At 58.4% G+C, this 25,020-nt stretch carries 27 protein-coding genes; 22 read left to right on the forward strand and 5 right to left on the reverse strand.

What is annotated here, in order from left to right; translation table 11 throughout:
• The first annotated feature begins 442 nt into the window (after positions 1-442).
• On the forward strand, positions 443-838 hold the full coding sequence (locus ACZBJS_RS27750) for a Rieske (2Fe-2S) protein (protein WP_463439534.1): 396 nt from the start codon (positions 443-445) through the stop codon (positions 836-838).
• A 9-nt stretch (positions 839-847) separates the two neighbouring features.
• Here the strand turns inward: ACZBJS_RS27750 and ACZBJS_RS27755 are convergent, their stop codons facing one another.
• Positions 848-1,438, reverse strand: coding sequence for a hypothetical protein (locus tag ACZBJS_RS27755; RefSeq protein ID WP_463439581.1), 591 nt, complete (start codon positions 1,436-1,438; stop codon positions 848-850).
• A 276-nt stretch (positions 1,439-1,714) separates the two neighbouring features.
• On the opposite strand from ACZBJS_RS27755, the gene ACZBJS_RS27760 reads away from it, so the two are divergent.
• The 14 genes from ACZBJS_RS27760 to ACZBJS_RS27825 all read left to right on the forward strand — a co-directional run bounded on the left by ACZBJS_RS27760 (position 1,715) and on the right by ACZBJS_RS27825 (position 13,031).
• Complete coding sequence (locus tag ACZBJS_RS27760) at positions 1,715-2,035, forward strand: HesB/IscA family protein (RefSeq protein ID WP_463439535.1); 321 nt, start codon at positions 1,715-1,717, stop codon at positions 2,033-2,035.
• A complete protein-coding gene (locus ACZBJS_RS27765; protein WP_463439536.1) occupies positions 2,035-2,340 on the forward strand; it encodes a NifU family protein in 306 nt (101 codons plus the stop codon). The genes ACZBJS_RS27760 and ACZBJS_RS27765 overlap by 1 nt, the downstream gene beginning before the upstream one ends.
• Complete coding sequence (nifS, locus tag ACZBJS_RS27770) at positions 2,292-3,542, forward strand: cysteine desulfurase NifS (protein WP_463439537.1); 1,251 nt, start codon at positions 2,292-2,294, stop codon at positions 3,540-3,542. The genes ACZBJS_RS27765 and nifS overlap by 49 nt, the downstream gene beginning before the upstream one ends.
• On the forward strand, positions 3,539-3,763 hold the full coding sequence (gene nifT / locus ACZBJS_RS27775) for a putative nitrogen fixation protein NifT (RefSeq protein ID WP_253624742.1): 225 nt from the start codon (positions 3,539-3,541) through the stop codon (positions 3,761-3,763). The genes nifS and nifT overlap by 4 nt, the downstream gene beginning before the upstream one ends.
• A gap of 14 nt (positions 3,764-3,777) precedes the next feature.
• On the forward strand, positions 3,778-4,623 hold the full coding sequence (locus ACZBJS_RS27780; protein ID WP_463439582.1) for an SIR2 family NAD-dependent protein deacylase: 846 nt from the start codon (positions 3,778-3,780) through the stop codon (positions 4,621-4,623).
• A gap of 341 nt (positions 4,624-4,964) precedes the next feature.
• Entirely contained in the window at positions 4,965-6,524 is a 1,560-nt protein-coding gene (gene nifB, locus ACZBJS_RS27785) for a nitrogenase cofactor biosynthesis protein NifB (protein ID WP_463439538.1), read from the forward strand.
• A gap of 10 nt (positions 6,525-6,534) precedes the next feature.
• Positions 6,535-6,759 (forward strand): 4Fe-4S binding protein, encoded by a 225-nt coding sequence (locus tag ACZBJS_RS27790; RefSeq protein ID WP_253640833.1) that lies wholly within the window; start codon positions 6,535-6,537, stop codon positions 6,757-6,759.
• Between the two features lie 1,256 nt (positions 6,760-8,015).
• Entirely contained in the window at positions 8,016-8,336 is a 321-nt protein-coding gene (locus ACZBJS_RS27795) for a nitrogen fixation protein NifZ (protein WP_463439583.1), read from the forward strand.
• Positions 8,333-8,572: a nitrogen fixation protein NifZ gene (locus ACZBJS_RS27800; RefSeq protein ID WP_463439539.1), complete on the forward strand. Its 240-nt coding sequence runs from the start codon at positions 8,333-8,335 to the stop codon at positions 8,570-8,572. Before ACZBJS_RS27795 ends, ACZBJS_RS27800 begins: the two co-directional genes overlap by 4 nt.
• A 15-nt stretch (positions 8,573-8,587) precedes the next feature.
• Positions 8,588-8,947: a DUF3024 domain-containing protein gene (locus ACZBJS_RS27805; protein ID WP_463439540.1), complete on the forward strand. Its 360-nt coding sequence runs from the start codon at positions 8,588-8,590 to the stop codon at positions 8,945-8,947.
• 34 nt (positions 8,948-8,981) lie between these two features.
• A complete protein-coding gene (locus ACZBJS_RS27810) occupies positions 8,982-9,251 on the forward strand; it encodes a hypothetical protein (RefSeq protein ID WP_253640829.1) in 270 nt (89 codons plus the stop codon).
• A 44-nt stretch (positions 9,252-9,295) separates the two neighbouring features.
• Positions 9,296-10,450 carry a DegT/DnrJ/EryC1/StrS family aminotransferase gene (locus ACZBJS_RS27815; RefSeq protein ID WP_463439584.1) on the forward strand — a complete coding sequence of 385 codons (1,155 nt, stop codon included), beginning with the start codon at positions 9,296-9,298 and terminating at the stop codon, positions 10,448-10,450.
• 566 nt (positions 10,451-11,016) lie between these two features.
• Positions 11,017-11,490 (forward strand): Rieske (2Fe-2S) protein, encoded by a 474-nt coding sequence (locus ACZBJS_RS27820; protein WP_463439541.1) that lies wholly within the window; start codon positions 11,017-11,019, stop codon positions 11,488-11,490.
• Positions 11,491-12,683: 1,193 nt separating this feature from the next.
• Positions 12,684-13,031, forward strand: a complete 348-nt coding sequence (locus ACZBJS_RS27825) for a (2Fe-2S) ferredoxin domain-containing protein (protein ID WP_050420686.1) — start codon at positions 12,684-12,686, stop codon at positions 13,029-13,031.
• Positions 13,032-13,597: 566 nt separating this feature from the next.
• On the opposite strand, the gene ACZBJS_RS27830 is transcribed toward ACZBJS_RS27825, so the two are convergent.
• Positions 13,598-14,341 (reverse strand): OmpW/AlkL family protein, encoded by a 744-nt coding sequence (locus tag ACZBJS_RS27830; protein WP_375162638.1) that lies wholly within the window; start codon positions 14,339-14,341, stop codon positions 13,598-13,600.
• A gap of 450 nt (positions 14,342-14,791) precedes the next feature.
• A complete protein-coding gene (locus ACZBJS_RS27835) occupies positions 14,792-15,205 on the reverse strand; it encodes an ArsC/Spx/MgsR family protein (RefSeq protein ID WP_463439542.1) in 414 nt (137 codons plus the stop codon).
• Between the two features lie 558 nt (positions 15,206-15,763).
• Between ACZBJS_RS27835 and nifH the strand changes: the two genes are divergently transcribed.
• From nifH to ACZBJS_RS27870, 7 genes are all read left to right on the forward strand, one after another.
• Complete coding sequence (gene nifH, locus ACZBJS_RS27840) at positions 15,764-16,648, forward strand: nitrogenase iron protein (RefSeq protein WP_050403050.1); 885 nt, start codon at positions 15,764-15,766, stop codon at positions 16,646-16,648.
• A 149-nt stretch (positions 16,649-16,797) separates the two neighbouring features.
• Positions 16,798-17,508, forward strand: a complete 711-nt coding sequence (locus ACZBJS_RS27845) for a nitrogen fixation protein NifQ (RefSeq protein ID WP_463439543.1) — start codon at positions 16,798-16,800, stop codon at positions 17,506-17,508.
• A 351-nt stretch (positions 17,509-17,859) separates the two neighbouring features.
• Positions 17,860-19,044: a homocitrate synthase gene (nifV, locus tag ACZBJS_RS27850; RefSeq protein WP_463439544.1), complete on the forward strand. Its 1,185-nt coding sequence runs from the start codon at positions 17,860-17,862 to the stop codon at positions 19,042-19,044.
• A 479-nt stretch (positions 19,045-19,523) separates the two neighbouring features.
• Entirely contained in the window at positions 19,524-19,865 is a 342-nt protein-coding gene (gene nifW, locus ACZBJS_RS27855) for a nitrogenase stabilizing/protective protein NifW (RefSeq protein WP_253640820.1), read from the forward strand.
• 974 nt (positions 19,866-20,839) lie between these two features.
• Complete coding sequence (locus tag ACZBJS_RS27860; RefSeq protein WP_050420689.1) at positions 20,840-21,949, forward strand: electron transfer flavoprotein subunit alpha/FixB family protein; 1,110 nt, start codon at positions 20,840-20,842, stop codon at positions 21,947-21,949.
• Positions 21,950-21,960: 11 nt separating this feature from the next.
• On the forward strand, positions 21,961-23,268 hold the full coding sequence (locus ACZBJS_RS27865) for an FAD-dependent oxidoreductase (RefSeq protein ID WP_253640819.1): 1,308 nt from the start codon (positions 21,961-21,963) through the stop codon (positions 23,266-23,268).
• Positions 23,269-23,307: 39 nt separating this feature from the next.
• On the forward strand, positions 23,308-23,604 hold the full coding sequence (locus ACZBJS_RS27870; RefSeq protein ID WP_157348532.1) for a ferredoxin family protein: 297 nt from the start codon (positions 23,308-23,310) through the stop codon (positions 23,602-23,604).
• A 185-nt stretch (positions 23,605-23,789) separates the two neighbouring features.
• On the opposite strand, the gene ahpD is transcribed toward ACZBJS_RS27870, so the two are convergent.
• Positions 23,790-24,338, reverse strand: coding sequence for an alkylhydroperoxidase, AhpD family (gene ahpD, locus ACZBJS_RS27875; protein WP_463439545.1), 549 nt, complete (start codon positions 24,336-24,338; stop codon positions 23,790-23,792).
• A gap of 6 nt (positions 24,339-24,344) precedes the next feature.
• Positions 24,345-24,899, reverse strand: a complete 555-nt coding sequence (locus tag ACZBJS_RS27880; protein WP_229157563.1) for a peroxiredoxin — start codon at positions 24,897-24,899, stop codon at positions 24,345-24,347.
• Between the last annotated feature and the right edge of the window lie 121 nt (positions 24,900-25,020).

Genomic DNA, 25,020 nt, shown 5'->3' on the forward strand with positions numbered 1-25,020 from the left:
ACGCGGTCTGCGCCGCAATCAGCCACGCACTCGATGCCTTCACATCCGAGGAATGCGCCAACTACCTGAAAAATTCAGGCTATCGGACCTAATGCCATCACGCTTTAGCGCGAGGTGCCCCATCGGGAGTGCGACCAAACGAGCGTTCCAGCATACGATCGAGCGTCGTGTCGGGCTCGTCCAGCAAATGGACGAAATTATCAGTACAATAGAACATCAGTTTTATAGAGACCCTGGGAGCACCAATACGCGTACGCTGGGAAGACGGAATGGATCGCTACGCCAGGAGCAGCGAGTTGCGCACGCGCTTTTGCTAGCCGGACAAGGTGTGCGGCGCCGAAGGGGGCGCGTTGGGCTAAGAGAACGGCACGCAGCACTCGGACGATTCTTACAGCTCAAGGCACAGCAACAGTGCAGAGCCCTTGCGATAGACGAGCAATAAATGCAGCCAGCTGCTATTTACGCGATTTGTGACCTTAACGACATTCCGAGCCGCAAGGCCATGGGATTCCACCTTATGGTCCTCGATCATGACGGCAATCACCGGCCGTGGTCCATCGTTGTGGTGCGCTGGGGTAAGAAGGTGCTTGGCTATGTCAATAGATGCCCGCACAACGGCGTTGCTTTGGACTGGGAACGAAACGAGTTCCTCGATCCAGACGGCGTCCGGCTGATGTGCGGCAAACACGGATCCACCTTCGAGCTCGGAACCGGGCTGTGCGTCGATGGTCCGTGTAAGGGCAGAACGCTCACGCCGATCGCCTTGACAGTGCTGGATGGCGATATCTGTGTCGTCGGCGTGCGTCTTGTCGAAGACGATGCGTCCCGGAACGAATGACGTCCGCGCTCAGACCGGCCGGTTCTCGTTGCGGTTTTTTACCGGCTCCATCCTCTCCAGCCCGTCTTCGTAGGAGATCTCGTCGTAGGATAGATGGAGAGCCTTCGCCGCATCGAGGAGGTAATCAAGCTTGCCGCCCGCATCCAATTTCTTGAGGTCGTCCTTGTTGAGCCCGGCCAAGTCCATCATCTCCTTCCAAACAGTGGATTCATCGCATGGCAGGACGTGGAAGGTAATGCCACCGAGCTTGATGTGGTACTTCGCCAGCAAATCGACGTTGTTACAGAACAAGAAATAGCTGCCCTTTTGGCTTAACGCACCGTCAAGCACAGCCGCGACGTCAGCAAGATAGGCGAACGAGTGCAGGTAGCCGGCCAGCACCGGGATAGTACGTTCTCCGTCCTGCGCGACCGTCAGAACCTGTTCGATCGAATAGTCCGGCGGCCGCTTCTCGTCCGCGACTTGCGTCTGAAATTTGAGTGCTATGTCGCCGCGAAAGCCAAACCGGCCCGGCTTGGTCGTCCCGCCCTTGAGTACAGCATTGAGCAGGCGGCCCTCCTTCTCAAGTCGACCGAGTGCGGTGTTCTCGATTGCAGTCATTAAATTCGTCCTCGATTTGAGCTTTTCACCGGCGCGCTGGCCGATGCCAGATGCGATGCAAATTGCTTGCCGCCGCATCTGTAACGACCTCCAGCCGTGCCTCGAAACAAAACGCGTATGCGAGAGGCGATCGCCTCAAGCAGCGTTGTCACGAACTCGACACCGGTCCCGAAGCCGACAGATGCGATCAAAAAAAGGTAAGCGGGGTCAAGCTTGTGCACGCTGGCACATGACTTGCCATTGTCAGGCAGACCTAAGCTCATGAGAGGGTAAGCCATGATCAACCTGACAGATAGCGCAGTGAGTGCCATCAAAGGCGCGATGGCATCATCGACGCACCCGACCGGTGGCCTGCGCATTATGGTCGAAGCAGGCGGCTGCAATGGGTTCAAATACAAGATGGGCTTGGCCGAGGTGCCGACGCTTGGTGACACCGTGATCGAATGCGGCGGTCTGAAGGTGTTTGTCGACAGCAAGAGCCATGAGCATCTGCTCGGCACGACCATTGATTTCGTCATGGCGCCGGACAGCTCGGGCTTCACCTTTCAGAACCCGAACGCCACCGCAAGCTGCTCCTGCGGAAAATCGTTTAGCTGATGAAGAAAAAACATCGCAGCATGTTGGCCGAACCGGAACAAGGATGGCAATCGTCGGCCACTGCGAGAGAGCTTCGCATTCGCAACGCAATCGGACCGATGCGAGCGGATCTGCATGGCGATCGTGGCGACTGTCGGCTCATCGGGACCAATAGCCACAGGACCATCGCCAGTCTGAACGGCGCATCCGCGTTCTATAAGCGTCCTAGACTGACGCTGGACCGCATTCAGACGAGGCTGGTCGACAAAATCGGCGAATGCGTTCGTCTCGTCCCGATTGCGGCTGTCGGCCAGGCGCTGGATTGAGCGGGATTCAAGTGCCGATTTACCTCGACAATAATGCAACGACCCGGACCGATCCATCCGTCGTGCAAGCCATGTTGCCGTTCTTCACAGAGCAATTCGGCAACGCTTCATCCACGCATGTCTTTGGCGGCGAAGTCGCAGTCGCCATGAAGCAGGCCCGGGGTAGATTACGGGGGTTGCTAGGCTGCGCATACGATCGTGAGATCGTTTTCACCTCTGGAGGGACCGAGGCCAACAATGCCGCGATTCTCTCTGCGCTTGCGACCCAGGAAGGCCGCGACGAGATCGTCACCACCTCAGTCGAGCACTCTGCCGTTCTTACTGTAACTGAGCAATTGGCGGCAAGCGGAGTCAAGACGCATGTCGTACCGGTAGATTCCCGCGGCCGGCTCGATATCGAGGCGTTTCGCAGTGCGCTCGGACCAAGGACCGCGATTGCCTCCGTTATGTGGGCCAATAACGAGACCGGTACGATATTTCCTGTAGAGTTTCTTGCAGGGTTGACCCATGAGGCGGGCGCGCTGTTTCACACCGATGCGGTCCAGGCCGTCGGCAAGATGCGCGTAGACCTTAAGGATAGTGCGATCGACATGCTGTCGCTATCCGCGCACAAACTGCATGGTCCCAAAGGCATCGGCGCGCTATATCTGCGCAAAGGGACAAGTTTCCGGCCGCTGATCTGGGGCGGATCCCAGGAACGACGGCGCCGCGGCGGAACGGAGAATATTCCCGCAATCGTCGGCCTTGGAAAGGCTGCAGAGCTCGCGGCGGAGCGGCTTGAACCGGAGCGCGTTCGCATTGCTGCGTTGCGCGACCGCCTGGAGCAGGGGATACTGCACATTGGTCAGTGCATTGCGCTCGGCGATATCAGTAACCGGCTGTCGAACACGACCAATATTGCCTTCGATCATCTCGAAGGCGAAGCGATCGCCCATCATCTCAATCGGGCCGGCATTGCTGTGTCGCTCGGATCAGCCTGTAACGCGGGCTCAATGGAGCCATCGCATGTCTTGCGGGCCATGCAGGTGCCGGCGTGGAGCATGCGTGGCGCGGTGCGCTTCTCGCTATCGCGAGAAACCTCATTTGCAGAGGTCGACGAGGTCGTGTGCGCCGTGTCTGACATCGTGGCTCGCCTGCGCGCCGCTTCGCGGGAGTCGGCTCGCTTGGCGAGCCATGGTTCACAGTCAAGGAGTTCAATGTGAAAATCATGATCCGCCGGTCTCCAGAGGCAGGCCTGTCGATCTACGTACCAAAGAAAGATCTCGAAGAGCCGATCGTTGAGTCCGAGTATGAGACGCTCTGGGGTGGGTGGATCAAAATAGCCAACGGTTGGGTACTCGATTTGCCCAAGATGGCGAGCGATACAAAATTGCCAATCACAATCGACGCCAAAAAACGAGGAGCGGACGGAGAGGGTCAGTGAAGGGGCCTCGGCGGATCGACTTGGTCGATGCAGCTGAGGCTAGGACCATTCTCGTCGACATCGCTGCCGGGTTAAGGGTTGCGCGCGTCGTGCCCTATCTCGGTCCTGGCCTCACCGAACTGTCCAGATCCGATGTGCCGACCTCGCCCGAGGCGCTGGCCGACTTCTTCGCCAGCAAGGTTGCACTGCCTCGGCGGGCCAAAGGCAATGCATGGGCATCGGCGCAGCATATCGAGGTCAGCAAACATCGCTCTACGCTGACGAAATTGATGGTGCAGGCCTTCGCTCGGTCAGCGGAGCCGACGCCGTTACATCATCATTTCGCGTCCCTGTCGCTTCCCGTCATCGTCGATGCATGGTACGATGGCGCAATGCGCGCCGCGCTGGGCAAGCACGAGGGCTGGGGTGAAGTTCAGGGCATTACCCGTACCGGCATTGGCGAGAATCGTTGGTACCGCTTCTATGATTTCTCTGGCCAAGAGGTCGACAGTGCCGTGGCCGGTAGCTGGGCGACAGTGCTTTATAAGCCGCATGGCAGCGTGCATCCAGCCAACAACTTCCTGATCTCCGATGCTGACTATGTCGAGGCCTTGACCGAGATCGACATTCAGACTCCAATTCCGGACATCATCAAGGAAAGGCGGAGCGGACGGGCCTTTCTCTTCATCGGTTGTCGCTTTAACGACCAGCTGTTGCGCGGCTATGCGCGGCAGATTATCAAGCGCTCGGGTGGCGCCCACTATGCGATCGTCGATCCGGACACGCTGTCGCGCAACGAGCTCCGTTTTCTGCTCGAACAAGGTCTGGCGCCGCTTGCGATTCGGCTCCCTTGCGCGGTTGAGATACTGCTCACCCGTTAGATGTGTGAAGCTGGATAGCCCGACTTGTATCGCCAGTTGTGAGTGGGGGCGGCGCACGAAAGGCCCGCTCAGATGGAGCTGGATGTTGCGCGCGCTTTGCCGCCATCATTGACGCGCCAGCCCGCGAAGCTCTGAGTGAGGATGGGGACGCATCTGTCGCATTCTTAACAAGCGTATCACTGCGGCTCTTACATGTCTCAACGTCGGCCGGGTCCGCTAACGATATGACAAACCGACGAAAGTTCGTCTTCTGCGCCGTGGCATGTGAGTTGCTACGCCTCGTCTAGAGGCTCGCTCACGGATGGTCCTGGGAAGCCAATGTGCCTGCGGGGAAAAAGAGAATGAATGCGGTCGTGGGGGGCGGAGGATACGCCAAAGCTGCGCTGGATAACGGCACGATGATGCAGTCTGCCGCCGAGCAACAGGGCTGTCGCATCGCAGCCAAGACCGCCCAGGCAGGCTGCGGGTCACGGACAAGCCAAGGCGATCTGCCGAGCGAAATCTGGGAAAAGGTGAAGAACCATCCCTGCTACAGCGAAGAGGCGCATCATCATTACGCCCGCATGCATGTGGCGGTCGCGCCGGCCTGTAACATCCAGTGCAATTACTGCAACCGCAAATATGACTGCGCCAATGAATCTCGCCCGGGCGTGGTGAGCGAGAAGCTCACCCCCGAGCAGGCGGTGAGAAAAGTGCTCGTGGTCGCGACCACCATTCCGCAGATGACCGTGCTCGGAATCGCTGGTCCCGGCGATGCTCTCGCCAATCCAGAAAAGACGTTCAAGACATTCGAACTGGTCGCCAAGGCGGCCCCCGACATCAAGCTGTGTCTGTCGACCAACGGACTGGCTCTGCCGGACCATATTGACACGATCGTCAGGTCCAAAATCGACCACGTGACCATCACTATCAACACGATCGATCCCGAAATCGGCGCCAAGATCTATCCCTGGATCTTCTTCAACCATAAACGCTATACCGGCATCGATGCGGCGAGGATACTAACCGACCGTCAGCTGCAAGGACTGGAGATGCTTAGCGAACGGGGGATCCTGTGCAAGATCAACTCGGTGATGATCCCCCACATCAACGATCAGCACCTGGTCGAGGTCAACAAGGCGGTTAAGGCACGCGGTGCCTTCCTTCACAATATCATGCCGCTGATCTCCGCGCCTGAGTACGGCACGGTGTTTGGCCTAAACGGTCAGCGGGGGCCGACGGCGCAGGAATTGAAGACGCTGCAGGATGCTTGTGAAGGGAAGATGAACATGATGCGGCATTGTCGCCAGTGCCGCGCTGATGCTGTCGGACTGATCGGAGAGGATCGCAGCGCAGAGTTCAGTACCGCTCAGATCATGAAAATGGACGTCAAATATGACCTTGGGACGCGCAAGGCTTATCAAGATAGGGTGGAGGACGAGCGGGCCGCCAGCGTCGTGGCCCACCAACAAGAGCTTACACAGTTCGCCGGCGAGACGAGCGCGATCACGGTTCTGGTGGCAGTCGCAACCAAGGGCTCGGGACTCATCAACGAGCACTTTGGGCATGCAAAGGAATTCCAAGTATACGAACTTTCTACATCCGGCGCCAAATTCATCGGTCACCGTCGCGTCGACGTCTACTGTCAGGACGGTTATGGCGAGGAGGACAGGCTTTCGACCATCATTCGTGGCATCCATGACTGCCATGCGGTGTTCGTGGCCAAGATCGGTGGCTGCCCAAAAAGCAGCCTGATCAAGGCCGGGATCGAGCCAGTCGATCAATACGCGCATGAGTTCATCGAGAAGTCGACGATCGCCTGGTTCAGGTCCTATCTAGACAAGGTGAAGAGCGGCGATGTCCAGCATGAGAAGCGCGGCGACGCCGCGATCCGCCAGGGAGCTCTGATCTCCGCGGCGTAAAGGGGGGTATATGCCATTCAAGATCATCGCCTCTCAGTGTACCAGCTGCTCAGCTTGCGAACCCTTATGCCCGAACGTTGCCATCTCGGAAAAGGGAGGAAGCTTTGTCATCGAAGCGACGAAATGCACCGAATGTGTTGGCCATTTCGACGAGCCGCAATGCGCCGCGGCCTGTCCGGTCGACAATACCTGCGTAATTGACACCTCCTTGCCCCGCTATCGGGCGCCAGCCTAGGACGCGAGCTTCCGTGAACGGCATGCCAAGAGCGGGGACTGAAAGCGTTGCAAGCTTCGTTGCTCGCCGGCAGCGGAGCGTCGGCAGACATTTCATTTGGCGCGGCAGGCCAAAAACGCCTCTCAACTCCGAGCGTAGGCTTCTGGGCAGCGCCGTTATCGTTGATGTGACTGACGAGGTCACGCTGATCGGCGCATGCCCGGCGGGATCAGCCTTACCGAGCCGCAACATCGCGGAATGTGCCGGGCGAGCGAAGCTACCGATGACCTTCGAGGCAGCAGCCAAGTCGCCATCTGCCGGTCAGGAAGCGCTGCTCGCGCGCACTTTGTTCGGCGAAGTCCCGGGCCAAGACCGGTGGATGGTCAACGTGACTGATGCTGCACTTGATCACGCCGATATCATCATGCCGCGGTTGCATCCCACCGTGTTGAAGGATCTCACCGGCCTCCCGATATGGGCCGGCAATCTGGAAGCAGGGGCGAGGCAGCGACCAAGCTGCTCGAACTCGAACCGGCTGACACGATCGGTACCGAATCGTTCGCGGACGTCCTGGAGCGGAGGAGCCAATCCGAAGATCGATCACATTGGCAACGCTGCCCAGGGGCATCACTCTAGTTACAGTGCCTGCGCTCGTCCGTCGCGCAAGAAGGGCTGCGACTACCGGCGTTCGGCTATTTGCGCAAATGATCGTGCCGGCAACGTTTCCAGCACGTCTCCCAGCGGAATCCCGCGCTCAGCAACGGCGGCACGTGGCGCGCAGACGGCGAGGTCCGAGCGATCGTGTCCATGCAGGCCAATGCCGTCGTCTTATCGTCGATGCTCGATGGCCATAGAAGCCTCGTCGCCCAAGCCGGAACATCATTTCATACGGGGAAATGATGCCGATGCTGACCGACAAGGAGCTGGCGACGCCCTCGCGCGCCACTTCGCCCGGCAGCTCCGCAATCAATCGGTCTGCGCTGAGGACGTCCAGTTCCGACACATCGTGCCGCGTCGCGCTGCCGTTGCGGGGCTACTTGGCGTAGCTACGGGCCGATACGCCAGAGCGCGGCTAGATCTCGCGGAATGGCTGTCACTCGGGGCACGGACTGCCCTACAGCGACATCCTGGCGTCGGCACAAGCTGGCGAACCGCATTGCGGTGGGCGAATCGGCTGAGTGCGGCGAGGGATGAGCACAATCGTGGAGGATGTCTCCTGGTCGGGCCGGGCAGCACCCCTGCATGTCTGCCGGCGAGTGATGCATGAGGAGCGCTACATGAGCGGTATTGTTCGCGACAGCGACGTCGTCGAGCTCGACGAGCCCCCTGTCTTCAGTTTTAGCCAAAAGGTACGAGCCAATCGCACCATCCGGAATGATGGCACCTTTCGTGGCAAGGAGATTGGCGACATCTTGGTCAAGAAGGGAGAGATCGGTTACGTCATCTCGATCGGCACATTCCTGCAACAGTTCTACATCTACGGTGTCGAGTTTCTGGAAAGCGGCTACCGCGTTGGCATGAAGCGCAAGGAACTCGAGCCGGTGGATGCCTGCGAGGAGATCGATGATGTGCCATTGCTGGAGGAGGCCGTGTCGTGAATGAAGGCGGTTTTCTGAAATATCGGCGGGGCCAGCGGGTTAAAACCGCAGTCGATATCATTAACGACGGCTCTTTTCCCAATGCGGAGCCTGACGGGGTCCTGCTCGGCGCCGGAGTGGCCGGAGAGATCATCAGGGTTGCCATCCATACCGAAGCGAACGTTCCGATCTATACTGTCGATTTTGGAGAGCGGTTGCTCATCGGCTGTCTTGAAGAAGAAATCACAGGTCTTTGAAGGGAGGCTTTCGCGATGAATGCCGGGCTGATGAGGAAGGTCAAGACCGGGCTGGTGGCGCACCCCAACGAGCTTGATCGCAAGCGGATCGAGCGCAGCTTGAGCTCCCGCACGCGCTATCTCTACGTCTCGCCGAAGGTGACACCGGTGAAAGCCGGCTACCTCGTCGAGAGCCCCTGTTGTTCGCGCAATATTGACAAGGACGGCGCGCCAATCGACGTCGCGCTGATTCTTTATGATGGCGTGAGCGGAATTTGGAAGGTGTTTTGCAAGAACCACGCCCAAGGAATCTGGGAATTTTACAGCCTATATCACCGCCTGACTTCAGCGATCGACGAATTGAACGCGGATCCGGAGCGTCTGTTCTGGCAATGAGGGGCGGCTTTTGAGGGGCCACAGAGGAGCCACGATGACGCTCACTGCGCAGGAATTGATTGAAATCGAGCAGTTGCTTGCGGCCGACAGGGCCGAGGAGGAGCCGTTTGTCGAGCTGCGGCGCCGCTTTCCGCAGCTTGCTTGTGTGCGCTGTGATGCGTCGGATATGACGGATCAGCCATTCCGGCAGTTTGTGCGTTTCGATCTCCATCTGATCGATGGATCGGATCACTGCGTGCAGATTACGGCCGATCCGGCACGGGCGACTGGCATCATATTGGCCAAAAGGACCGCTGCGCAGTGAGCGGTACTGAGCTCGCAGAGCATCCGTGCGATGGCGCGCATAATGTGGAGAATAATGCGTCCTTCATCCCACTGTCGGACCCGGATATTACCGTCGCTGAGCTCTCTGCAGTGGAAACCCTGCTGTGTTCGTCGCAGATCTCCAGCGGGCGGATCACTGAGGCGTTCGAGCAGGCCTTCGCGGTCTATCTGGGCCGCAAACATGCCGTTGCGGTTTCGAGTGGTACTATTGGGCTCCTGCTTGCACTCAAGGCGCTCGGGATCGGAGCAGGACACGAGGTCATTGCCTCGCCCTACGCCTTTCGCGAAGCAGCGCATGCCATCAGTCTCGCAGGCGCACGGGTGGTATTTGCCGATGTCGACTATTGGTCGGGAACATTGGTTCCAGCGAAGGTCGAAGAGAGCATTACGGCCAGCACGCGGGCGATAGTCGCCGGCAATCCCAACGGTCATCCTGCGCCATGGGCAGAACTGCGGACGGTCGCACAGCGCCACCGGCTGCTGCTCTTGGAGGATTCTACCGAGGCGATCGGGTCGAGCTACAAGGGGGAGCTCGTCGGCCGATTTGGCGACCTGGCCGTGTTCGACTTTGCCCAGCCGGTAGCCCTAAGCTGCGGTGAAGGCGCAATGGTGGTGACGGATGACATCGATATTGCGGTTGGGTTGCGCCGCCATCGCGCCCACCGCCTGGACGAGCGATTCTCAGTTGTCGTCGCGAGCACAGCACCTTACCAGGCTGGCATGAGCGATCTCACGGCTGCCTTGGGGCTGGCGCAGCTGAAGCGTCTCGATGAAATCCTGGAGCGGCGTCGGCTCATCGAGCAGCTCTATAACGCGCATATCCAGTCATTTGAAGGCATCAAGCCGCCTTATGTCGGTCCCGATGTGACGGATGTGAACTGGATGCTTTATCTCGTTCAATTGGGGACACGCTTCACGCGCTCCGGTCGGGACGCCATTATCGATGATCTGCGCGCCGCCCAGGTTCAATCCACTGCCTACAGCCAACCGTTGCATTTGCAACGCCACTATTTTGACCTTGGCTATCGCCGTGGCGATTTCCTGGTTACCGAAAAGGTCGCCGATCGCGCTTTAGCGCTGCCGTTTCACACCCATCTCACGAACAAGCAGATCGAGTTTATCGTGGAGACCATGAAAGATGCGTCGATCAACGTGGGCGCAGGTGCGGCGATCTACTGAGATGATCGTTATGCACCAGATGAAAGGGAGCAGGATCGATTGAGCACAATCGTAGCTCTGGGCGTGCGCGAGATGAGAAATCGAGCGAGCCGCATGTCATGCGATGCCTCGCGGGCAGATAGCTATCCGCGTAAGGCCGGAGCAGGCCACATGCCGCTGCATCATGTACTGTTCGGGAAGCTGTGGGAGAAATACTCTAGCCTCGCGCTCGCAGAAAACCTGCTCGATCGTCGCAAAGTGCCGTACCCATGCCGTGGCTTGAGGCCTACGCACCAAGATGCTCGAATCCGAGCACGCGCCATCATCGTTTCGGCTGGGGTGTCTCGAGTTAGTCAAACAGAGATTACCATGAACGTACAGGAAGTCATCATTCACGTCCGCTTCGCTCCGAACGGAAGAGTGGTCCAGATCAGCGAGCGACCGGCAAAGCTCACGCCGAACCAATGGTTTGAAGTTCTCAACGCCCGCGCTGGCGCGGCATATCGACCGCTCGCTCCTGGCCGTGGCATATTCCGACTGAGCCGTACTGCGGTCGAAGCCTTCAGGCAGGAAACTGCGAGGCCGGGATGAGCCAAGCGATGATCGGGAACCCAATGGGCGACCAGATCGAGGTTTTTGCCGTCTGTCCGGCCGACGCCATCGAGCGGAGTGGCGCCAGGGGCTTTAGCCTGTCGCGTATCGATGATAGCGGCGAGATCCGGCTGTTTTCCATTATTGTGGTGCGTACCTTCGGCAACGACTATTTTGGCTATGTGAATCGTTGTCCGCATGACGGCGTCTGGCTGAACATCGGCTCCGGCGAGTTTTTCTCGGCAGACCATTCCTTTCTCAGATGCGGCCGGCATGGTGCAAGGTTCGAGATCGAGACCGGAGTGTGCATCGATGGTCCATGCAATGGACAAGCGCTTGAGCCGGTAGCGCTCGCCGTGATCGAAGGTGACGTTTGCCTATGCGGCGTCAAGCTGCTGGAGGAGGATCGGGCTTCCGAGCGCTTCGAGGACAGCGAAGAAACAATGGATATCACGATCCATCCGGATTGACGGCGTATCACTTGGCTGTTGTTCAACTTGGCTGCGGGATTTTATCGGAGGACGAAATCGTCCCTCCTGAGCGTTGGTGCAGATCGGTATTATGCGTTCTTAGCTTGTCAGAGCAAACGGCAGTCCAACGCATTGCTGCCAGGCGGCCAGCGAGCTCCACCGCACCAACGAAAGGTTGCTCTTACGTCAACTCGCCAAATGGACCCGGCAGGCGGGACATGCTTCTTGCTGCCGGCCGATAGAACATGTTCAAGAAATGCCCTCGGCGGCTGGAAGTCCGCCGAGGGCACCGTCTGGGCTGCGAGAATGGGGAGACCCAGACTGACAGGATCGTTTGGGAGGAACAATGACGATCCTGTGTCAGAAGCTTTTGGCTATCCGCTAAGACTGGCTTGTTGCCCGCGCAGCAATTGCGATGCCAAACGCCTCAATGCGACACTCAGCGAGTGGCGCCGCGATCCTCAGCGCACCGCAGGTTTGCGGACGCATGCATAACGCGTGTTCGCTGTTCGGCATTGAGGCGGCAAGTGCGCCTTGACGGTGTCGTGGAGGGCTGTGGGCGCGATCCAGGACCGCTGTGTTGCCGGTTTCGTGACGGCCGATCAAGTCCAGGCAGCTTAACCTATAGCCTTGAACGCGGGCCTGCGTTCACTCTGACTGTCGGGGCGTTTGCGCCAGGCGCTATCTGGTAAACGATAGATCGGAAACAGCGGAGCGCACATCATGCGTGCGAACGGCTGAGGCAGAATGGGGGGCGTCAAACGCGAAGCCAACGATTGTCCTGTCCAAAACAGAAGAGAAACGACATTGTCGGAACTCGAGCATCAACGATGAGGAGCGCCTCGGCAGAACAAGAGATGGTCGTAAAAACGCGAGGATTCTGCATTTGGTGTGGAACTTGCTTTGGAGCAATCGGATGGTTGAGCAATGTAGGAGCGAAGAGATTGCGATGGTAGGAGAAGACGTTGAAACGAATCAGGAAGGTTGTGCCAGACGTGAGCCATCTGTGGCTGATCTTCAGCGTTTACAATTAGTGTTGCGTTCGCTCATTTCGCCTGCGTTCGCAGGCGCGCGCCGAAATCAGTAGCATCAATCTATCGATGCGGCGTTCGACAGCAAGAGACCCTGTGAGGGCGATGCGAGCCCGGGCCATGTCTCTTTCGGATCGCTCGCATTGATCACAGGATAAGCGCATGGACTCAGAAACTGAATTCGAGCTCCCCCAAATTTATAGGCATCATGTCTTTGCCTGCAACACGCAGCGTCCGCCCACTCATCCGCACGGCAGTTGCGGCGCCTCTGGCGCGCAAGCATTGTGGGATCGAATGGGCAAGGCGATCGAAGCGCAAGGCCTTAATGATATCGGTTTCACGATGGCTGGCTGCCTCGGCTATTGTAACTCCGGTCCCTTGATGGTCGTCTATCCTGACGGAATCTGGTACCGCGCGACTACGCCGGAAGACGTCGACGAAATCCTGGAATCCCATCTCAAGCAGGGTAAACGTGTCGACCGCCTCGTGATGGTGCTAAAGCGCAGCTAAACGGCTTGCTTCGCGCCGCTTGGCCGGGCAATCAAGCATGGACAGCTTCTCCGTCGATGAGCTGTCCCCTCGGCACGTCGGTCGGCTCAGGATGACCGGGCGGCCCTCAGGCGTCAGGACGTGCGGACAGCGCGTCATGGAGCTTGTCGTTATGGCGGTCTTTGAGATGTTCGGTGAGACGGGCCCAGATTAGAGCGCTGCTCGTGCCCGGGCCCTGAACCTTGAGCGTCAACTCCTTTGTCAGACTATCATTGTCACGGCGCAGCGCGGCGCCTTGAATTGTCAGACCCGATCGGCAACTGGCACGGTCGCAACGCCTGACAAAGCAAGAACGTGTTTCCTTCGATGGCTGTTGGATCAATCTGTTCGCGTCACTTAATACTGTCCCTACGCAGCACCCCGCAAGCGCAAGGTGCGGATGGCGCTCACTTTCTTCGCGAGACGACGCGTCTTTGACACGCCATCTCGCTCACGGATGGACTGCGGTGCGGTTGAAGGACGCGCTCGATGGCTCGCCGCGTCCGGATTGATCAACCTTGTCTTCTTCTCTGGACCCTGTTCTGACGTCAGAACTTGTAAGCGATGCCGCCGCTGATGAGCCATGGGTCGATATTGGCGCGCCCGGAGACGGGAATCGCATTGTTTACGGTCGCAGAATAGTCTGGCCGCAGCCACAGCTTCTTCACGTCGAAGTTGAGGCCCCAATGACGGTCAAGCATGTAATCGAAGCCAAATTGGACCGCCGCGCCGAACTTGTTGCTGATGTGCAGATCCGTCACGGTAAGGCCGGCGAGCGACGTATTGGCCGCCGACTGATTGAAGAATGCGGTGTAGTTTATGCCTGCGCCGATATAAGGCTTCAGTGGGCCGAAATCGTTGAAGTGATATTGCAGGGTTAGCGTCGGCGGCAATAGCCAGGCTTTGCCGATATCGAGTCCATTAAGCGTGCCAGTGCCGCTGATGTGATGGCGGGTCACGCCGAGAATAAGTTCGGCCGCGATGTTTTTTGTGAAGAAATACGTGATGTCGAGCTCCGGTATGGCTTGATCGCTGATCGATAGCCCGGAGTTGGGAGAAGACAGCGAGGGTACCCCGGAGACGTGGACTGAACTGCCTGCGGTATCCGGCAAAACGCCGAGCACCCGCAGGCGGATCATCCATGGATTGAACGGTTCGATCGGGGGTGCTTTGTAATAAACCGGCGCCGGACCGAGATCTGCAGCCTGTGCCGAGATGCTGGCCAACGAGATCGCGAGCGTGAGGAGCGACGTCGTCGTCAGAATTGTTCTTCTTCTCATCGAATTCTCCATTCCAAAAGTCGCGCGATAACGCGCGCGAGATCTCTGTCACACATGACAAGCGGCGAAGGATTTGATGCGGATCAAAATAGTGGTGGGCTCACCGCAATTATGCGGCTGAGTTGCATAAGAAGCACGGCTATCGAAGCGTCGTTGTCTTTGCTTGATAGCTGTTCGATTCATTGTCTGTGCTGAGTCCAATCTCTTCAGGAGATTGTTGGTTGGCTTGATGCCCCGATCCAATCAATGCCCGTTGGGCCATGCAGAATCAAAATGGCAATGCAGCAACCCCGCACATTGCAGGGCCGGTAGAGGCAGCATTCACCCGAGGCGCAATATCGGCAGATCCGTGTTACGGAGCAGCCAGGTTGGCCTTCTCAGCGAGGGCCCGAGTCGGCGGTCACGAACCAATCCGGAAGCAGAAAAATGTGGTTCTTCGCATCAAAGCCTTCTGTACTAGCCTCACGTTTGCGGACAGCGCGTTTCGTTTGCGTCATGCACACATCCCTCGAGATCATCTGGGGTCTCGCGGCCAAGCAGCGACAGCACGAGCTCATGATCGAATCCGGCGCATCGTGATCCATCGACGTCGATCAGAGGTCTGCGTATCAGGAGCGGATCGTCTAACATCAACGCTAGTGCGCGCTGGGCGTCAATCATGGCGGGATTGACTTCGCCTGATTTGATACGGGGGGCCGCTTGGTTGAACCAGGAGGCGACCGGGGTATTGCCGAAGAAGCGGCGCAGTTCTTCCGAAGCCCACGGCTCCATCAAAATATCTTTGGCTATGATGTCGTGACCGGCAGCGTTGAACGCTTGAATCTGACGCGCATTGGTCGCGCAGCCGGGCTTTTGATAAAAGATGATTGTCGCCATGTCATACCTATGTTGGCAGCGCTGAGCTGAACGGTGGCCCTGTCGCTGCTGCGTTCGACGCCCATTCGATGGTCTTGCCGATTATCTTCAATGTCAGTTGGCTAAGCGCCGCTGGTATCCGCTGTCCGATCAGTCTGGATCGCAACCGACATTGTCGCACCGCCCAAGCCCCAGAGAGCCGGTTCACGAGAGGAGTAGCAAGTCCCATTCCGTGGCTGAAGATATGGGACAGCCCATGCAAATGAGCTTCGCGTCAGCGGTTGCCTCTTGTTCGTTTTCTGACAGCCGCGCTGACCGATAGGTTCCAAAACAGCCATGCGCACTCGCGGGCAGGTGGCTTTTTAAATGTAATCAAAGACTTGGCAGCGTTTACGAGCGTTGGCACGGCGGTTGCTAATATCGGGCAGCAACACTGAGTGAGGGCTGAGCGCACGCCGACGCGTAAGACGAGCGATGTGCTCCTTCCCTTGAACCCGTGTGCCCCGTTTCTGAGAGAGAGAAACAAGCTCGCGCGTAAGAGGCGCGCAACTTTTGGCAAATCGGTTGATGGAGAGCAACATGTCTTCACTAAGGCAAATCGCGTTCTACGGGAAAGGTGGCATCGGTAAGTCGACGACTTCCCAGAACACGTTGGCGGCGCTGGCCGAGATGGGTCAGAAAATCCTGATTGTCGGGTGCGATCCTAAAGCGGACTCGACCCGCTTGATCCTGCATGCCAAAGCGCAGGACACGATTCTGAGCTTGGCGGCGAGTGCCGGCAGCGTGGAGGATCTTGAACTCGAGGACGTGATGAAGGTCGGCTACAAAGACATCCGCTGCGTGGAGTCCGGTGGTCCTGAGCCGGGCGTCGGCTGCGCCGGTCGTGGCGTCATCACTTCGATCAACTTCCTCGAGGAGAACGGCGCCTATGAGAACATTGACTACGTATCCTATGATGTGCTCGGCGACGTCGTTTGCGGTGGCTTTGCGATGCCAATCCGTGAAAACAAGGCGCAGGAGATCTATATCGTGATGTCCGGTGAAATGATGGCTATGTATGCCGCCAACAATATTTCCAAGGGTATCCTGAAATACGCCAACTCGGGCGGTGTGCGGCTGGGCGGCCTGGTCTGCAATGAACGACAGACGGACAAGGAGTTGGAACTGGCGGAGGCGCTGGCCAAGAAGCTAGGCACTCAGCTGATCTACTTCGTGCCGCGCGACAACGTGGTGCAGCATGCCGAACTCCGCCGCATGACGGTGCTCGAGTATGCGCCGGATTCGAAGCAGGCCGATCACTATCGCAATCTCGCTACCAAGGTTCACAACAATGGCGGCAAGGGTATCATTCCGACTCCGATCTCCATGGACGAGCTCGAGGACATGCTGATGGAGCATGGCATTATGAAGCCGGTCGACGAATCCATCATCGGCAAAACTGCCGCCGAACTCGCGGCCTCGTAAAGGTCGTGAGTCGCGGCCTTGTGAAGGCGCGCGACGGATGCCGGCCTCCCTCACCCCCCATCCGGGGAGGCCGGCATTCTGATCAGCGCTCCCGGCCGGGACCAGGACGCGGCGACGCAAACCCGGCCGCTATAGAGACCCACAAAATCATGTCTGAAGTGCACTTCCTTCCGTTTATGGCTGCTTGTAAGCCTGATGCGAGCAGTTCCAACGGAATTGTAGCCTACCGCCTCCTCACCGGCGTACTTCCTGCGGATGCCGACATTGCCAGTGACAGTCATTTCGACCGCCACGCCTTGGCATCTATTCTGGCGGCTGCCACGATGGATGGCGGCGCTCTTCCGGAGAAGACTGGCCTATCGGGCGATGAACTCGCGGCTTTGCTCGCGCAGTACTTTCCCTCACTTGAGGTCGAACTCCCCGATGAGCTCCTGAGGTACAAATGCAATGAGAACGACGAAATCGCAATGGTGCGCGATCTACTCCTGAAGCACCGCTCGACGGAAGGAGATCTCGGCCGCTGGCTGGCTGCCATGATCGCCCGACGAGCCATCGAACCAGACCATCTATGGGAAGATCTCGGATTGCGCAATCGTGGCGAGCTCTCTCGGGTGCTCAGCCGTCACTACGCGCCGCTCGCCGCGCGCAATGTCAACAATATGCGTTGGAAGCGTTTCTTCTATCGGATGATTTGCGAGGATGAAGGCCTCGCGATGTGTACAACACCAGTGTGCACGCAATGTAGCGACTTCAACCTGTGTTTCGGCGAAGAAAGCGGTGAGAGCCGGATGGCGGAGCGCCGGCGCGACCTTCTGCTGCTGGCGGGTCGCCAGGAGGTCGCCGCTGACTGGCCCATCTGACTTGTTATCGTACGTTGCGGCGCGAGCGCGCTCCCAGATCTGGCGAACTCCGGCAGGTTGGTTGTGCGGCCAAACGCCGTATCGATACCAGCAACTCACCATGGATCCAAGACAGCCGGCTAGAATTGCACCGGGATCAAGCGCCACATCTCGGCGCGCTGCAATCGCGTTGGCTTTCGAGCGAGACTTGGGAATAGCAAAGTGTCCGATTCATGAGCCCGTCGCCTTCAATAATCCGTTGGGGAACGAAGGTTAAGGACGGAGCGTAGACTTTCAATGGGTTGCCGGGGATAGCGCAGTGGCATGCGGGTTGCTTAAGGGGATGTGGTCAAAGACAAGGAGTCAGCCTGCGTGATCGCCTCTAGTGACGAACCCTCATGGTTCGATCAAGAACGCGCGAAGCCGACCGTGCTTAACGATACGACGCTAAGGGACGGGGAGCAGGCGCCCGGTGTTGCGTTCACCACGAAGGAAAAGCTGGCGATCGCGCAGGCGCTCGCGCGGGCCGGGGTCACGGAGATCGAGGCGGGAACGCCCGCGATGGGCAATGAGGAAATCACAGCAATCCGCGCCATTGTCGAAGCAGATCTTCCGCTGACTACGATAGGCTGGTGCCGGATGAGGAAAGCGGACGTCGATGCGGCGATTGAAGCCCGGGTGTCCATGATCAACATGTCGATCCCGACTTCCGATGTGCAGATCGCAGCCAAGCTCGGCGGTCATCGCAGCCTGGCACTGGAACAGGTGAGGCAATTGGTCGGCTATGCTCGTCAGAAGGGGCTTCAGGTTTCTGTTGGCGGCGAGGACGCTTCGCGCGCCAACGTCGAGTTTCTGATCCGGCTGATTGCAGTCGCAAAAGCCGCGGGCGCGCGTCGTTTTCGTGTTGCAGATACGCTCAGTGTGCTCGATCCCGACGCAACCTACGCGCTGGTCAGGAAACTGCGTGTGACCACCGATTTGGAACTCGAATTTCACGGCCACGACGATCTCGGACTCGCAACCGCCAATACACTCTCAGCCATCAAAGCTGGCGCGAGCCACGCTTCGGTGACCGTCATCGGGTTAGGCGAGCGGGCCGGAAATGCGCCGCTCGAGGAAGTCGCGGTCGCACTCAAGCAGCTCTACGGGCGCGAGACCGGCATCATACTTCCGGAGCTCGAGAACGTCGCCGCATTGGTGGCTGCAGCGGCCGCGCGTGCCATTCCTCTGAATAAGGCCATCGTTGGAGAGTACGTATTTACGCACGAATCCGGCATTCATGTCGATGGCCTTTTGAAGGATCAGCGCACCTATCAGTCGCTTGATCCGGCTTTGCTTGGCCGCCGCAACCGCTTTGTGATCGGCAAGCATTCTGGACTTGCGGCGATTACGGCGTTGCTCGATGAACTCAAGCTGGCCGCCAGCGCCGATCAAGCCAGACAGATCCTGTCGCAGGTTCGCAAGCATGCGATCGAGCACAAGCTGCCGGTCGAGCGCCAAACGGTGGCGGCGATCTGGCGCGACGTGTGCGGATGCCCAGCCACCCAAAGCGAGTGAAGAGCCGTGCTTAGCATCGTTTGCGCCGACTATTCGAGAGACCAAGTGCGTCGCAAGGAGGCCATCCGATGCCACTGATTGGCGCGAAAGTGACCCACTTCCGCACGCCAGCTCGCTGGTCGCAAATCTGCGCTCCAGTTATTACGGGCTATTCCGGCATTCATGCTGTGATCTGCAATCCGGCAGCGAGCCGTCCGCGGACTGCCAAGCGACGTCTTCTCTTGAGGCTGCCGTCCCGCCCGACCACCGGTCGGACGAGCATCAGCACCGATTGCGGTTTGGCCGTTCATGCCCCTTCCTCATCCGGGCTGACGTCGGCGCCCGCCGAACCTGCAGATCTGGATAGCGAAGTTGAGCGCGTCGGCGTTCCAGGCGTTGGCGATGCGCACCCGCTGTGCGAGGTAGAACCGCGGCAATATCATCAGGCGCTAAGAGTATCTAATTTGGCGTCCGAGAGCTGATCCAAAGGAGACCTTTCGATGATCAACTCATCCCCGGCAGCCCCTATCCTGGACCGGCTTAGCAACGCCTCGTCGGCAGAGGAGTTCTTTTCGCTGCTTGGCGTCGATTATGATCCGAAGATTGTAAATGTCGCGCGCCTTCACATCCTAAAGCGCATGGGACAATATTTCGCAGAAGAGCAATTTTCTGGCGCCACAGAGCTGGAAATCAGAGCTCGGTGCAAAGCGATGCTGGAGCAGGCTTATGCTGATTTCGTGGCATCGCGGCCGATTGATCAGCGAGTATTCAAGGTTTTGAAGGATGCGGTTGCAGGCCCAGGCAAACCGACAGCCTTTGTTCCGTTGAGCGAGCTGAAGTGACTTCGCGCTCCACCGCAATGAGGTGCTCTCCAACGATTGCCGTGCGGTCTGAAAGCTCCTTCATCCAGATCATCTCTCTGCCAGCCATGACCCGAGCGACGCTGTCGCATTCCCGACCCATGTCCGGACTGATCGTGTCCAAGGCCCTGAGCGAGCATTTAAGTTTCTGTCAAATCATTGCTTCCGCCTGACTTTCGATGGTTCTTGCAAGTGGTACGACACTTGCTGTTGTCGTGCCTATCCCGTCATCGATGCTGACAGATGGCGGTCGTCCGAGATGAAAAAGGAACACCTATGACACTGCTTCTACCGCCTACCGAGCGATGCGGCATGATCTCGCGGCTCACGCTCGCACCCGGTCCGTTCGATATGGCCTTTGATGCGAACGAAGCCGACACCGACCGTGAGATGGTGGTCAGTGGCTAAGTCATCCGTTGCGCAACACCTGGAGAGGGCATGTACATAGTCGTCAGCGTCGAGCGAGTCCGCGGATGCGTGCAAAGTGGCATTCGTCGCAACGCGGATAGCAACATGCGTCCGGCGGAGGCGCCAAGCTCGGCCGATGCAAGGTGCCGGGGCTGGAGGCTGACCACGCAGTGCATGACAGGTGCGCAGCTCCGATCGCTTTGGTGGTCGCACCCGGTGCAGAGCGCTGGGCCGAAAGCGAGGCGCCGATACTGCAGAGCAGGCGGACGCAACAACTCTTCCGGGCACAGATGCCGTAGCGGCGTCGCCGGCACCGTGGCGCTTGTCGAACCGAGCGCGCGAGGCACTACCGTCGAGGACATCTCTGGCTCTGGCCCGCCCGGAGCGTCTACGTCGATGACGAGTTTTACTGCCTGGTCGGTTTGCACTAAGCGGGCCGGGCAGCCGAGCAGCCAGGCCACTTGCTGATCAGAACTGATCCTCAGTCAACTGAATCTAGATACAAACCTGTGGCGCGGGCGCGCGTATTCTTGAGGGGACTTTAAAGCATGAGCAATGTCACCAAAACAGCTGTGCCTGCGGCGGCCGGCCGGGCAGCAGCCAAGAAGGAACTGCCGGAGCACTTTAAGGCCTACAAGCATGTCTGGGTTTTCGTCGAGCTGGAGCGCGGCCAGGTGCATCCGGTTTCCTGGGAGCTCATGGGAGCGGGGCGCAGGCTTGCCGACAAGCTGAAGGTGAATCTCGCCGCGGTCGTTGTCGGCCCGGAGGGGCAGTCCACCCGTAACGCCGCACTTGAATCCTTTTGCTATGGGGCCGATCTGACCTATCTCGTGAGCGACAACGTTTTGGCGGATTACCGCAATGAATCGTATACCAAGGCGCTCACCGAACTCGTCAATACCTACAAGCCCGAGATCCTGCTGTTGGGCGCGACCACGCTGGGGCGCGATCTTGCGGGTTCGGTGGCGACCACTTTGTCAACGGGACTCACTGCCGACTGCACCGCGCTCGATGTCGACGCCGATGGTTCTCTTGCGGCGACGCGTCCGACCTTTGGTGGCTCGTTGCTCTGCACGATCTATACCTTGAATTATCGTCCGCAGATGGCAACGGTGCGTCCGCGGGTCATGCCGATGCCTGAGCGCGTCGAACGTGATGCTGCCCGTATCATCGTCCATCCGCTCGGCCTTGTCGAAGACGATATTGTCACGAAAGTTCTGTCGTTCCTCCCAGATCGTGATTCCGAGACATCAAATCTGGCCTATGCCGACGTCGTGGTTGCGGGTGGCTTGGGACTGGGATCGCCTGAGAACTTCCGGCTGGTGCGCGAGCTTGCAACTCTTCTTGGCGCTGAATATGGCTGCTCGCGTCCTCTGGTGCAGAAGGGATGGGTTACGTCTGATCGGCAGATCGGTCAGACCGGCAAGACGATCCGGCCAAAGCTCTATATTGCGGCCGGTATTTCCGGCGCGATCCAGCACCGGGTGGGTGTCGAGGGGGCGGATCTGATCGTCGCCATCAATACTGACAAACGTGCTCCGATCTTCGACTTCGCCCATGTTGCGATCGTCAGTGATGCCATGCAATTGCTGCCGGCGCTGACGGCGGCATTTCGCGCTCGGCTCTTGCCGAATTCGCGCGCCCGGATCGCGGTCTAGAGGAGATGATGATGATTGAAGAGAGGTTCGATGCCATCGTGGTAGGAGCCGGCATGGCTGGTAACGCGGCGGCGCTGTCCATGGCCAGGCAAGGCATGAAGGTGCTGCAGCTCGAGCGCGGCGAATATCCTGGATCGAAAAATGTGCAGGGCGCAATCCTCTACGCGGACATGATGGAAAAGCTAATCCCCGAGTTTCGCGAAGAGGCGCCGCTCGAACGTCATCTGGTTGAACAACGGTTCTGGATGATGGACGACCGCTCGCATGTCGGGATGCATTACCGCTCGGACGACTTCAACGAGGAGCGGCCGAACCGTTACACGATCATACGCGCGCAGTTTGATAAATGGTTCTCGTCAAAGGTGCGCGAAGCCGGCGCGACCGTGCTCTGCGAGACGACCGTGACGGAGCTCGTACGGGACGAGCGTGAAAGGATTGTCGGCGTTCGTACAGATCGCCGCGACGGCGAAATACATGCCGACGTCGTCGTGCTCGCTGAAGGGGTCAATGGTCTGCTTGGGACGCGCGCGGGCCTGCGCGCGCGGCCGACACCCGATAACGTTGCGCTCGCCGTCAAGGAAATGCACTTCTTGCCTCGCGAGACCATCGAAGCGCGTTTCAATCTTAAGGGCGAAGAAGGCGTCGTGATCGAGGCGGCGGGCACCATTTCCCGCGGTATGACCGGAATGGGTTTCATCTATGCCAACAAAGAGTGTATTTCGCTGGGCATCGGTTGTCTCGTCGCCGATTTCCAGCGCACCGGCCAGACGCCCTACGGCTTGCTCGATCAATTCAAAAGGCATCCCTCTGTGTTGCCTCTGCTAGCAGGTTCCGAAGTCAAGGAATATTCGGCGCATCTCATCCCTGAAGGAGGCTACAAATCGATCCCACGGCTCTACGGGGAAGGCTGGGTGGTCGTTGGCGATGCGGCGCAACTCAACAATGCCGTTCATCGCGAGGGCTCCAATCTCGCGATGACCTCAGGTCGCATAGCGGCCGAAGCGATCGGCCTGGTGAAATCGCGCGGCGAGCCGATGACAGCGACAAATCTGTCGCTCTACAAGAAGATGTTGGATGAGTCCTTCGTCATCAAGGACCTCAAGAAGTACAAGGATTTGCCACCCCTGATGCATACTCACTCACAAAACTTCTTTCTCACCTATCCGCAGCTCATCTCTAAGGCAATGCAAAACTTTGTGCGGGTCGATGGTACGCCCAAGGTTGAGAAGGAGAAGGCGACCTTGAAATCCTTTGTCAAGGCGCGCTCATGGATGGGGCTGTTCGGCGATGCATGTCGTTTTGCGCGAGCCTGGCGCTAATTATCAAAAGTGTGAGTTCCAAGTATGGAAGGACAAAGCATGGATGCCGAACCCTCGGTGCGCGTGGAAGACAAGCTGTATTACAACCGCTACCTTGTCGACATTGGTCGTCCTCACGTCAAGGTTCGCGCACACACGTCCCCATCGCCGCAGCTAGTTGCGCTTTTGAAAGCGTGCCCCGCGCGATGCTATGAGCTGAACGATGAGGGGCGAGTCGAGGTGACTGTTGACGGCTGTATCGAGTGCGGTACCTGTCGGGTGATCGCCGAGCCCACCGGCGATATCCAGTGGAGTTACCCGCGCGGCGGATATGGGGTGCTGTTCAAATTTGGCTGAGGGTGAGGTGAGATGGAACGAGCCGTGGTACGAGCCTCCCTAAGCGTCGGAATATTAGCATCCTTCGCGCGTTCCGCCTCTGGCACGGTGCGAGCAATTTGAGCTAGACACGTATCAAGGTAACAGGATCGGTGTGGCGATACGGAACGGCGCCACACCCTGTCGATCGGCTGGCAGAGGAGGAATCAGCGCGTTGCCTGGGATGGGCTCGGCCGAACGGCTTCGATAGCAATCGCCACTGACTGGACGATAGCGGCAGAACGCACGGCAGTGAGGATCACTTCGGAGCTGACGCCCGCAGCTCGCAGTGTCTTCTCGTGGGCATCGATACAAGCACCGCATCCGTTTATGGCGGAGACTGCAAGTGACCATAGCTCGAAATCAGACTTGTCAACACCCGGACTGCCAATCACGTTCATGCGCAGCCGTGGCGGCATCGTCTTGTATTCCGGATTAGAGGCGAGATGAACGAAGCGGTAGTACACATTGTTCATCGCCATCACAGCGGCCGCAGATTTCGCTGCCGCGATCGCCACGGGCGTCATCACGGCGACCGCGGCGGATTCCATTGCGGCAATGACGTCTGCATTGCGGGTGGCGATCGCGCTCGCCAGCAACAGCCCGTATTGCCGCTGCGGCGAGAGTGTCTCATCGGCCATCAAGGACGTCAGATTGAGCCTGACGTCCTTGGCGAAATCGGGGATCTTTTCGTTCAACTGTTCAATCGACGACATGCTGCCTCAAGCGACCTTCAGGACTTCGCCGCCGATTTCGCGGTTGCAGGGACAGAGCTCGTCGGTTTGGAGGGCGTCCAGCACGCGCAGTGTGTCCTTGGGGCTGCGGCCGACGTTGAGATTGGTCGCATAGACGTGCTGGATCGTGTTGGCGGGGTCAACAATATAGGTGTAACGATACGCGACCCCTTCGGGGGATCGCACACCAAGGCCATCGACCAGGGTCCCCTTTGTGTCGGCAAACTGCCAGATTGGTAAATTTTGCAAATCGACATGTGAGCGTCGCCACGCAAGCTTGCAGAACTCGTTGTCAGTCGAGCCCCCCAGTACTACTGCATCGCGGTCGACGAATTCCTTGGAAAGCCTGGCAAACTCGGCGATTTCGGTCGGGCAGACGAAGGTAAAGTCCTTGGGATAGAAGAAGATGATCTTCCATTTTTCTGGGAAGCTAGCTTCGGTCAACGTCTCGAATGCACTCTGCCCATCTTCTTCCTGCGCCTGAAAGCCAGGCTTCACGCCTGTGACCTCGAACGGCGGCAATTGACTTCCAATTCCAAGCATACGGTCCTCACACATTTGTTTTCCGGACATGGTGACCACGCTGGCGAAGCAAACGACATGCCATGAGGTCTCAAGAGCCGATTGTCCTGGTTGCGCCGCGCAGCGGCTTGGCTGCAGAGTT

Source organism: Bradyrhizobium sp. KZN70725 (genome assembly GCF_055264925.1).

Bases quoted from the DNA above. Each gene is read 5' to 3' on its own strand.
- ACZBJS_RS27750 (WP_463439534.1), top strand. From the start codon at position 443: ATGCAGCCAGCTGCTATTTACGCGATTTGTGACCTTAACGACATTCCG.
- ACZBJS_RS27755 (WP_463439581.1), bottom strand. From the start codon at position 1,438: ATGACTGCAATCGAGAACACCGCACTCGGTCGACTTGAGAAGGAGGGC.
- ACZBJS_RS27760 (WP_463439535.1), top strand. From the start codon at position 1,715: ATGATCAACCTGACAGATAGCGCAGTGAGTGCCATCAAAGGCGCGATG.
- ACZBJS_RS27765 (WP_463439536.1), top strand. From the start codon at position 2,035: ATGAAGAAAAAACATCGCAGCATGTTGGCCGAACCGGAACAAGGATGG.
- nifS (WP_463439537.1), top strand. From the start codon at position 2,292: ATGCGTTCGTCTCGTCCCGATTGCGGCTGTCGGCCAGGCGCTGGATTG.
- nifB (WP_463439538.1), top strand. From the start codon at position 4,965: ATGAATGCGGTCGTGGGGGGCGGAGGATACGCCAAAGCTGCGCTGGAT.
- ACZBJS_RS27790 (WP_253640833.1), top strand. From the start codon at position 6,535: ATGCCATTCAAGATCATCGCCTCTCAGTGTACCAGCTGCTCAGCTTGC.
- ACZBJS_RS27795 (WP_463439583.1), top strand. From the start codon at position 8,016: ATGAGCGGTATTGTTCGCGACAGCGACGTCGTCGAGCTCGACGAGCCC.
- ACZBJS_RS27805 (WP_463439540.1), top strand. From the start codon at position 8,588: ATGAATGCCGGGCTGATGAGGAAGGTCAAGACCGGGCTGGTGGCGCAC.
- ACZBJS_RS27810 (WP_253640829.1), top strand. From the start codon at position 8,982: ATGACGCTCACTGCGCAGGAATTGATTGAAATCGAGCAGTTGCTTGCG.
- ACZBJS_RS27820 (WP_463439541.1), top strand. From the start codon at position 11,017: ATGAGCCAAGCGATGATCGGGAACCCAATGGGCGACCAGATCGAGGTT.
- ACZBJS_RS27825 (WP_050420686.1), top strand. From the start codon at position 12,684: ATGGACTCAGAAACTGAATTCGAGCTCCCCCAAATTTATAGGCATCAT.
- ACZBJS_RS27830 (WP_375162638.1), bottom strand. From the start codon at position 14,341: ATGGAGAATTCGATGAGAAGAAGAACAATTCTGACGACGACGTCGCTC.
- ACZBJS_RS27835 (WP_463439542.1), bottom strand. From the start codon at position 15,205: ATGGCGACAATCATCTTTTATCAAAAGCCCGGCTGCGCGACCAATGCG.
- nifH (WP_050403050.1), top strand. From the start codon at position 15,764: ATGTCTTCACTAAGGCAAATCGCGTTCTACGGGAAAGGTGGCATCGGT.
- ACZBJS_RS27845 (WP_463439543.1), top strand. From the start codon at position 16,798: ATGTCTGAAGTGCACTTCCTTCCGTTTATGGCTGCTTGTAAGCCTGAT.
- nifW (WP_253640820.1), top strand. From the start codon at position 19,524: ATGATCAACTCATCCCCGGCAGCCCCTATCCTGGACCGGCTTAGCAAC.
- ACZBJS_RS27860 (WP_050420689.1), top strand. From the start codon at position 20,840: ATGAGCAATGTCACCAAAACAGCTGTGCCTGCGGCGGCCGGCCGGGCA.
- ACZBJS_RS27865 (WP_253640819.1), top strand. From the start codon at position 21,961: ATGATTGAAGAGAGGTTCGATGCCATCGTGGTAGGAGCCGGCATGGCT.
- ACZBJS_RS27870 (WP_157348532.1), top strand. From the start codon at position 23,308: ATGGATGCCGAACCCTCGGTGCGCGTGGAAGACAAGCTGTATTACAAC.
- ahpD (WP_463439545.1), bottom strand. From the start codon at position 24,338: ATGTCGTCGATTGAACAGTTGAACGAAAAGATCCCCGATTTCGCCAAG.
- ACZBJS_RS27880 (WP_229157563.1), bottom strand. From the start codon at position 24,899: ATGCTTGGAATTGGAAGTCAATTGCCGCCGTTCGAGGTCACAGGCGTG.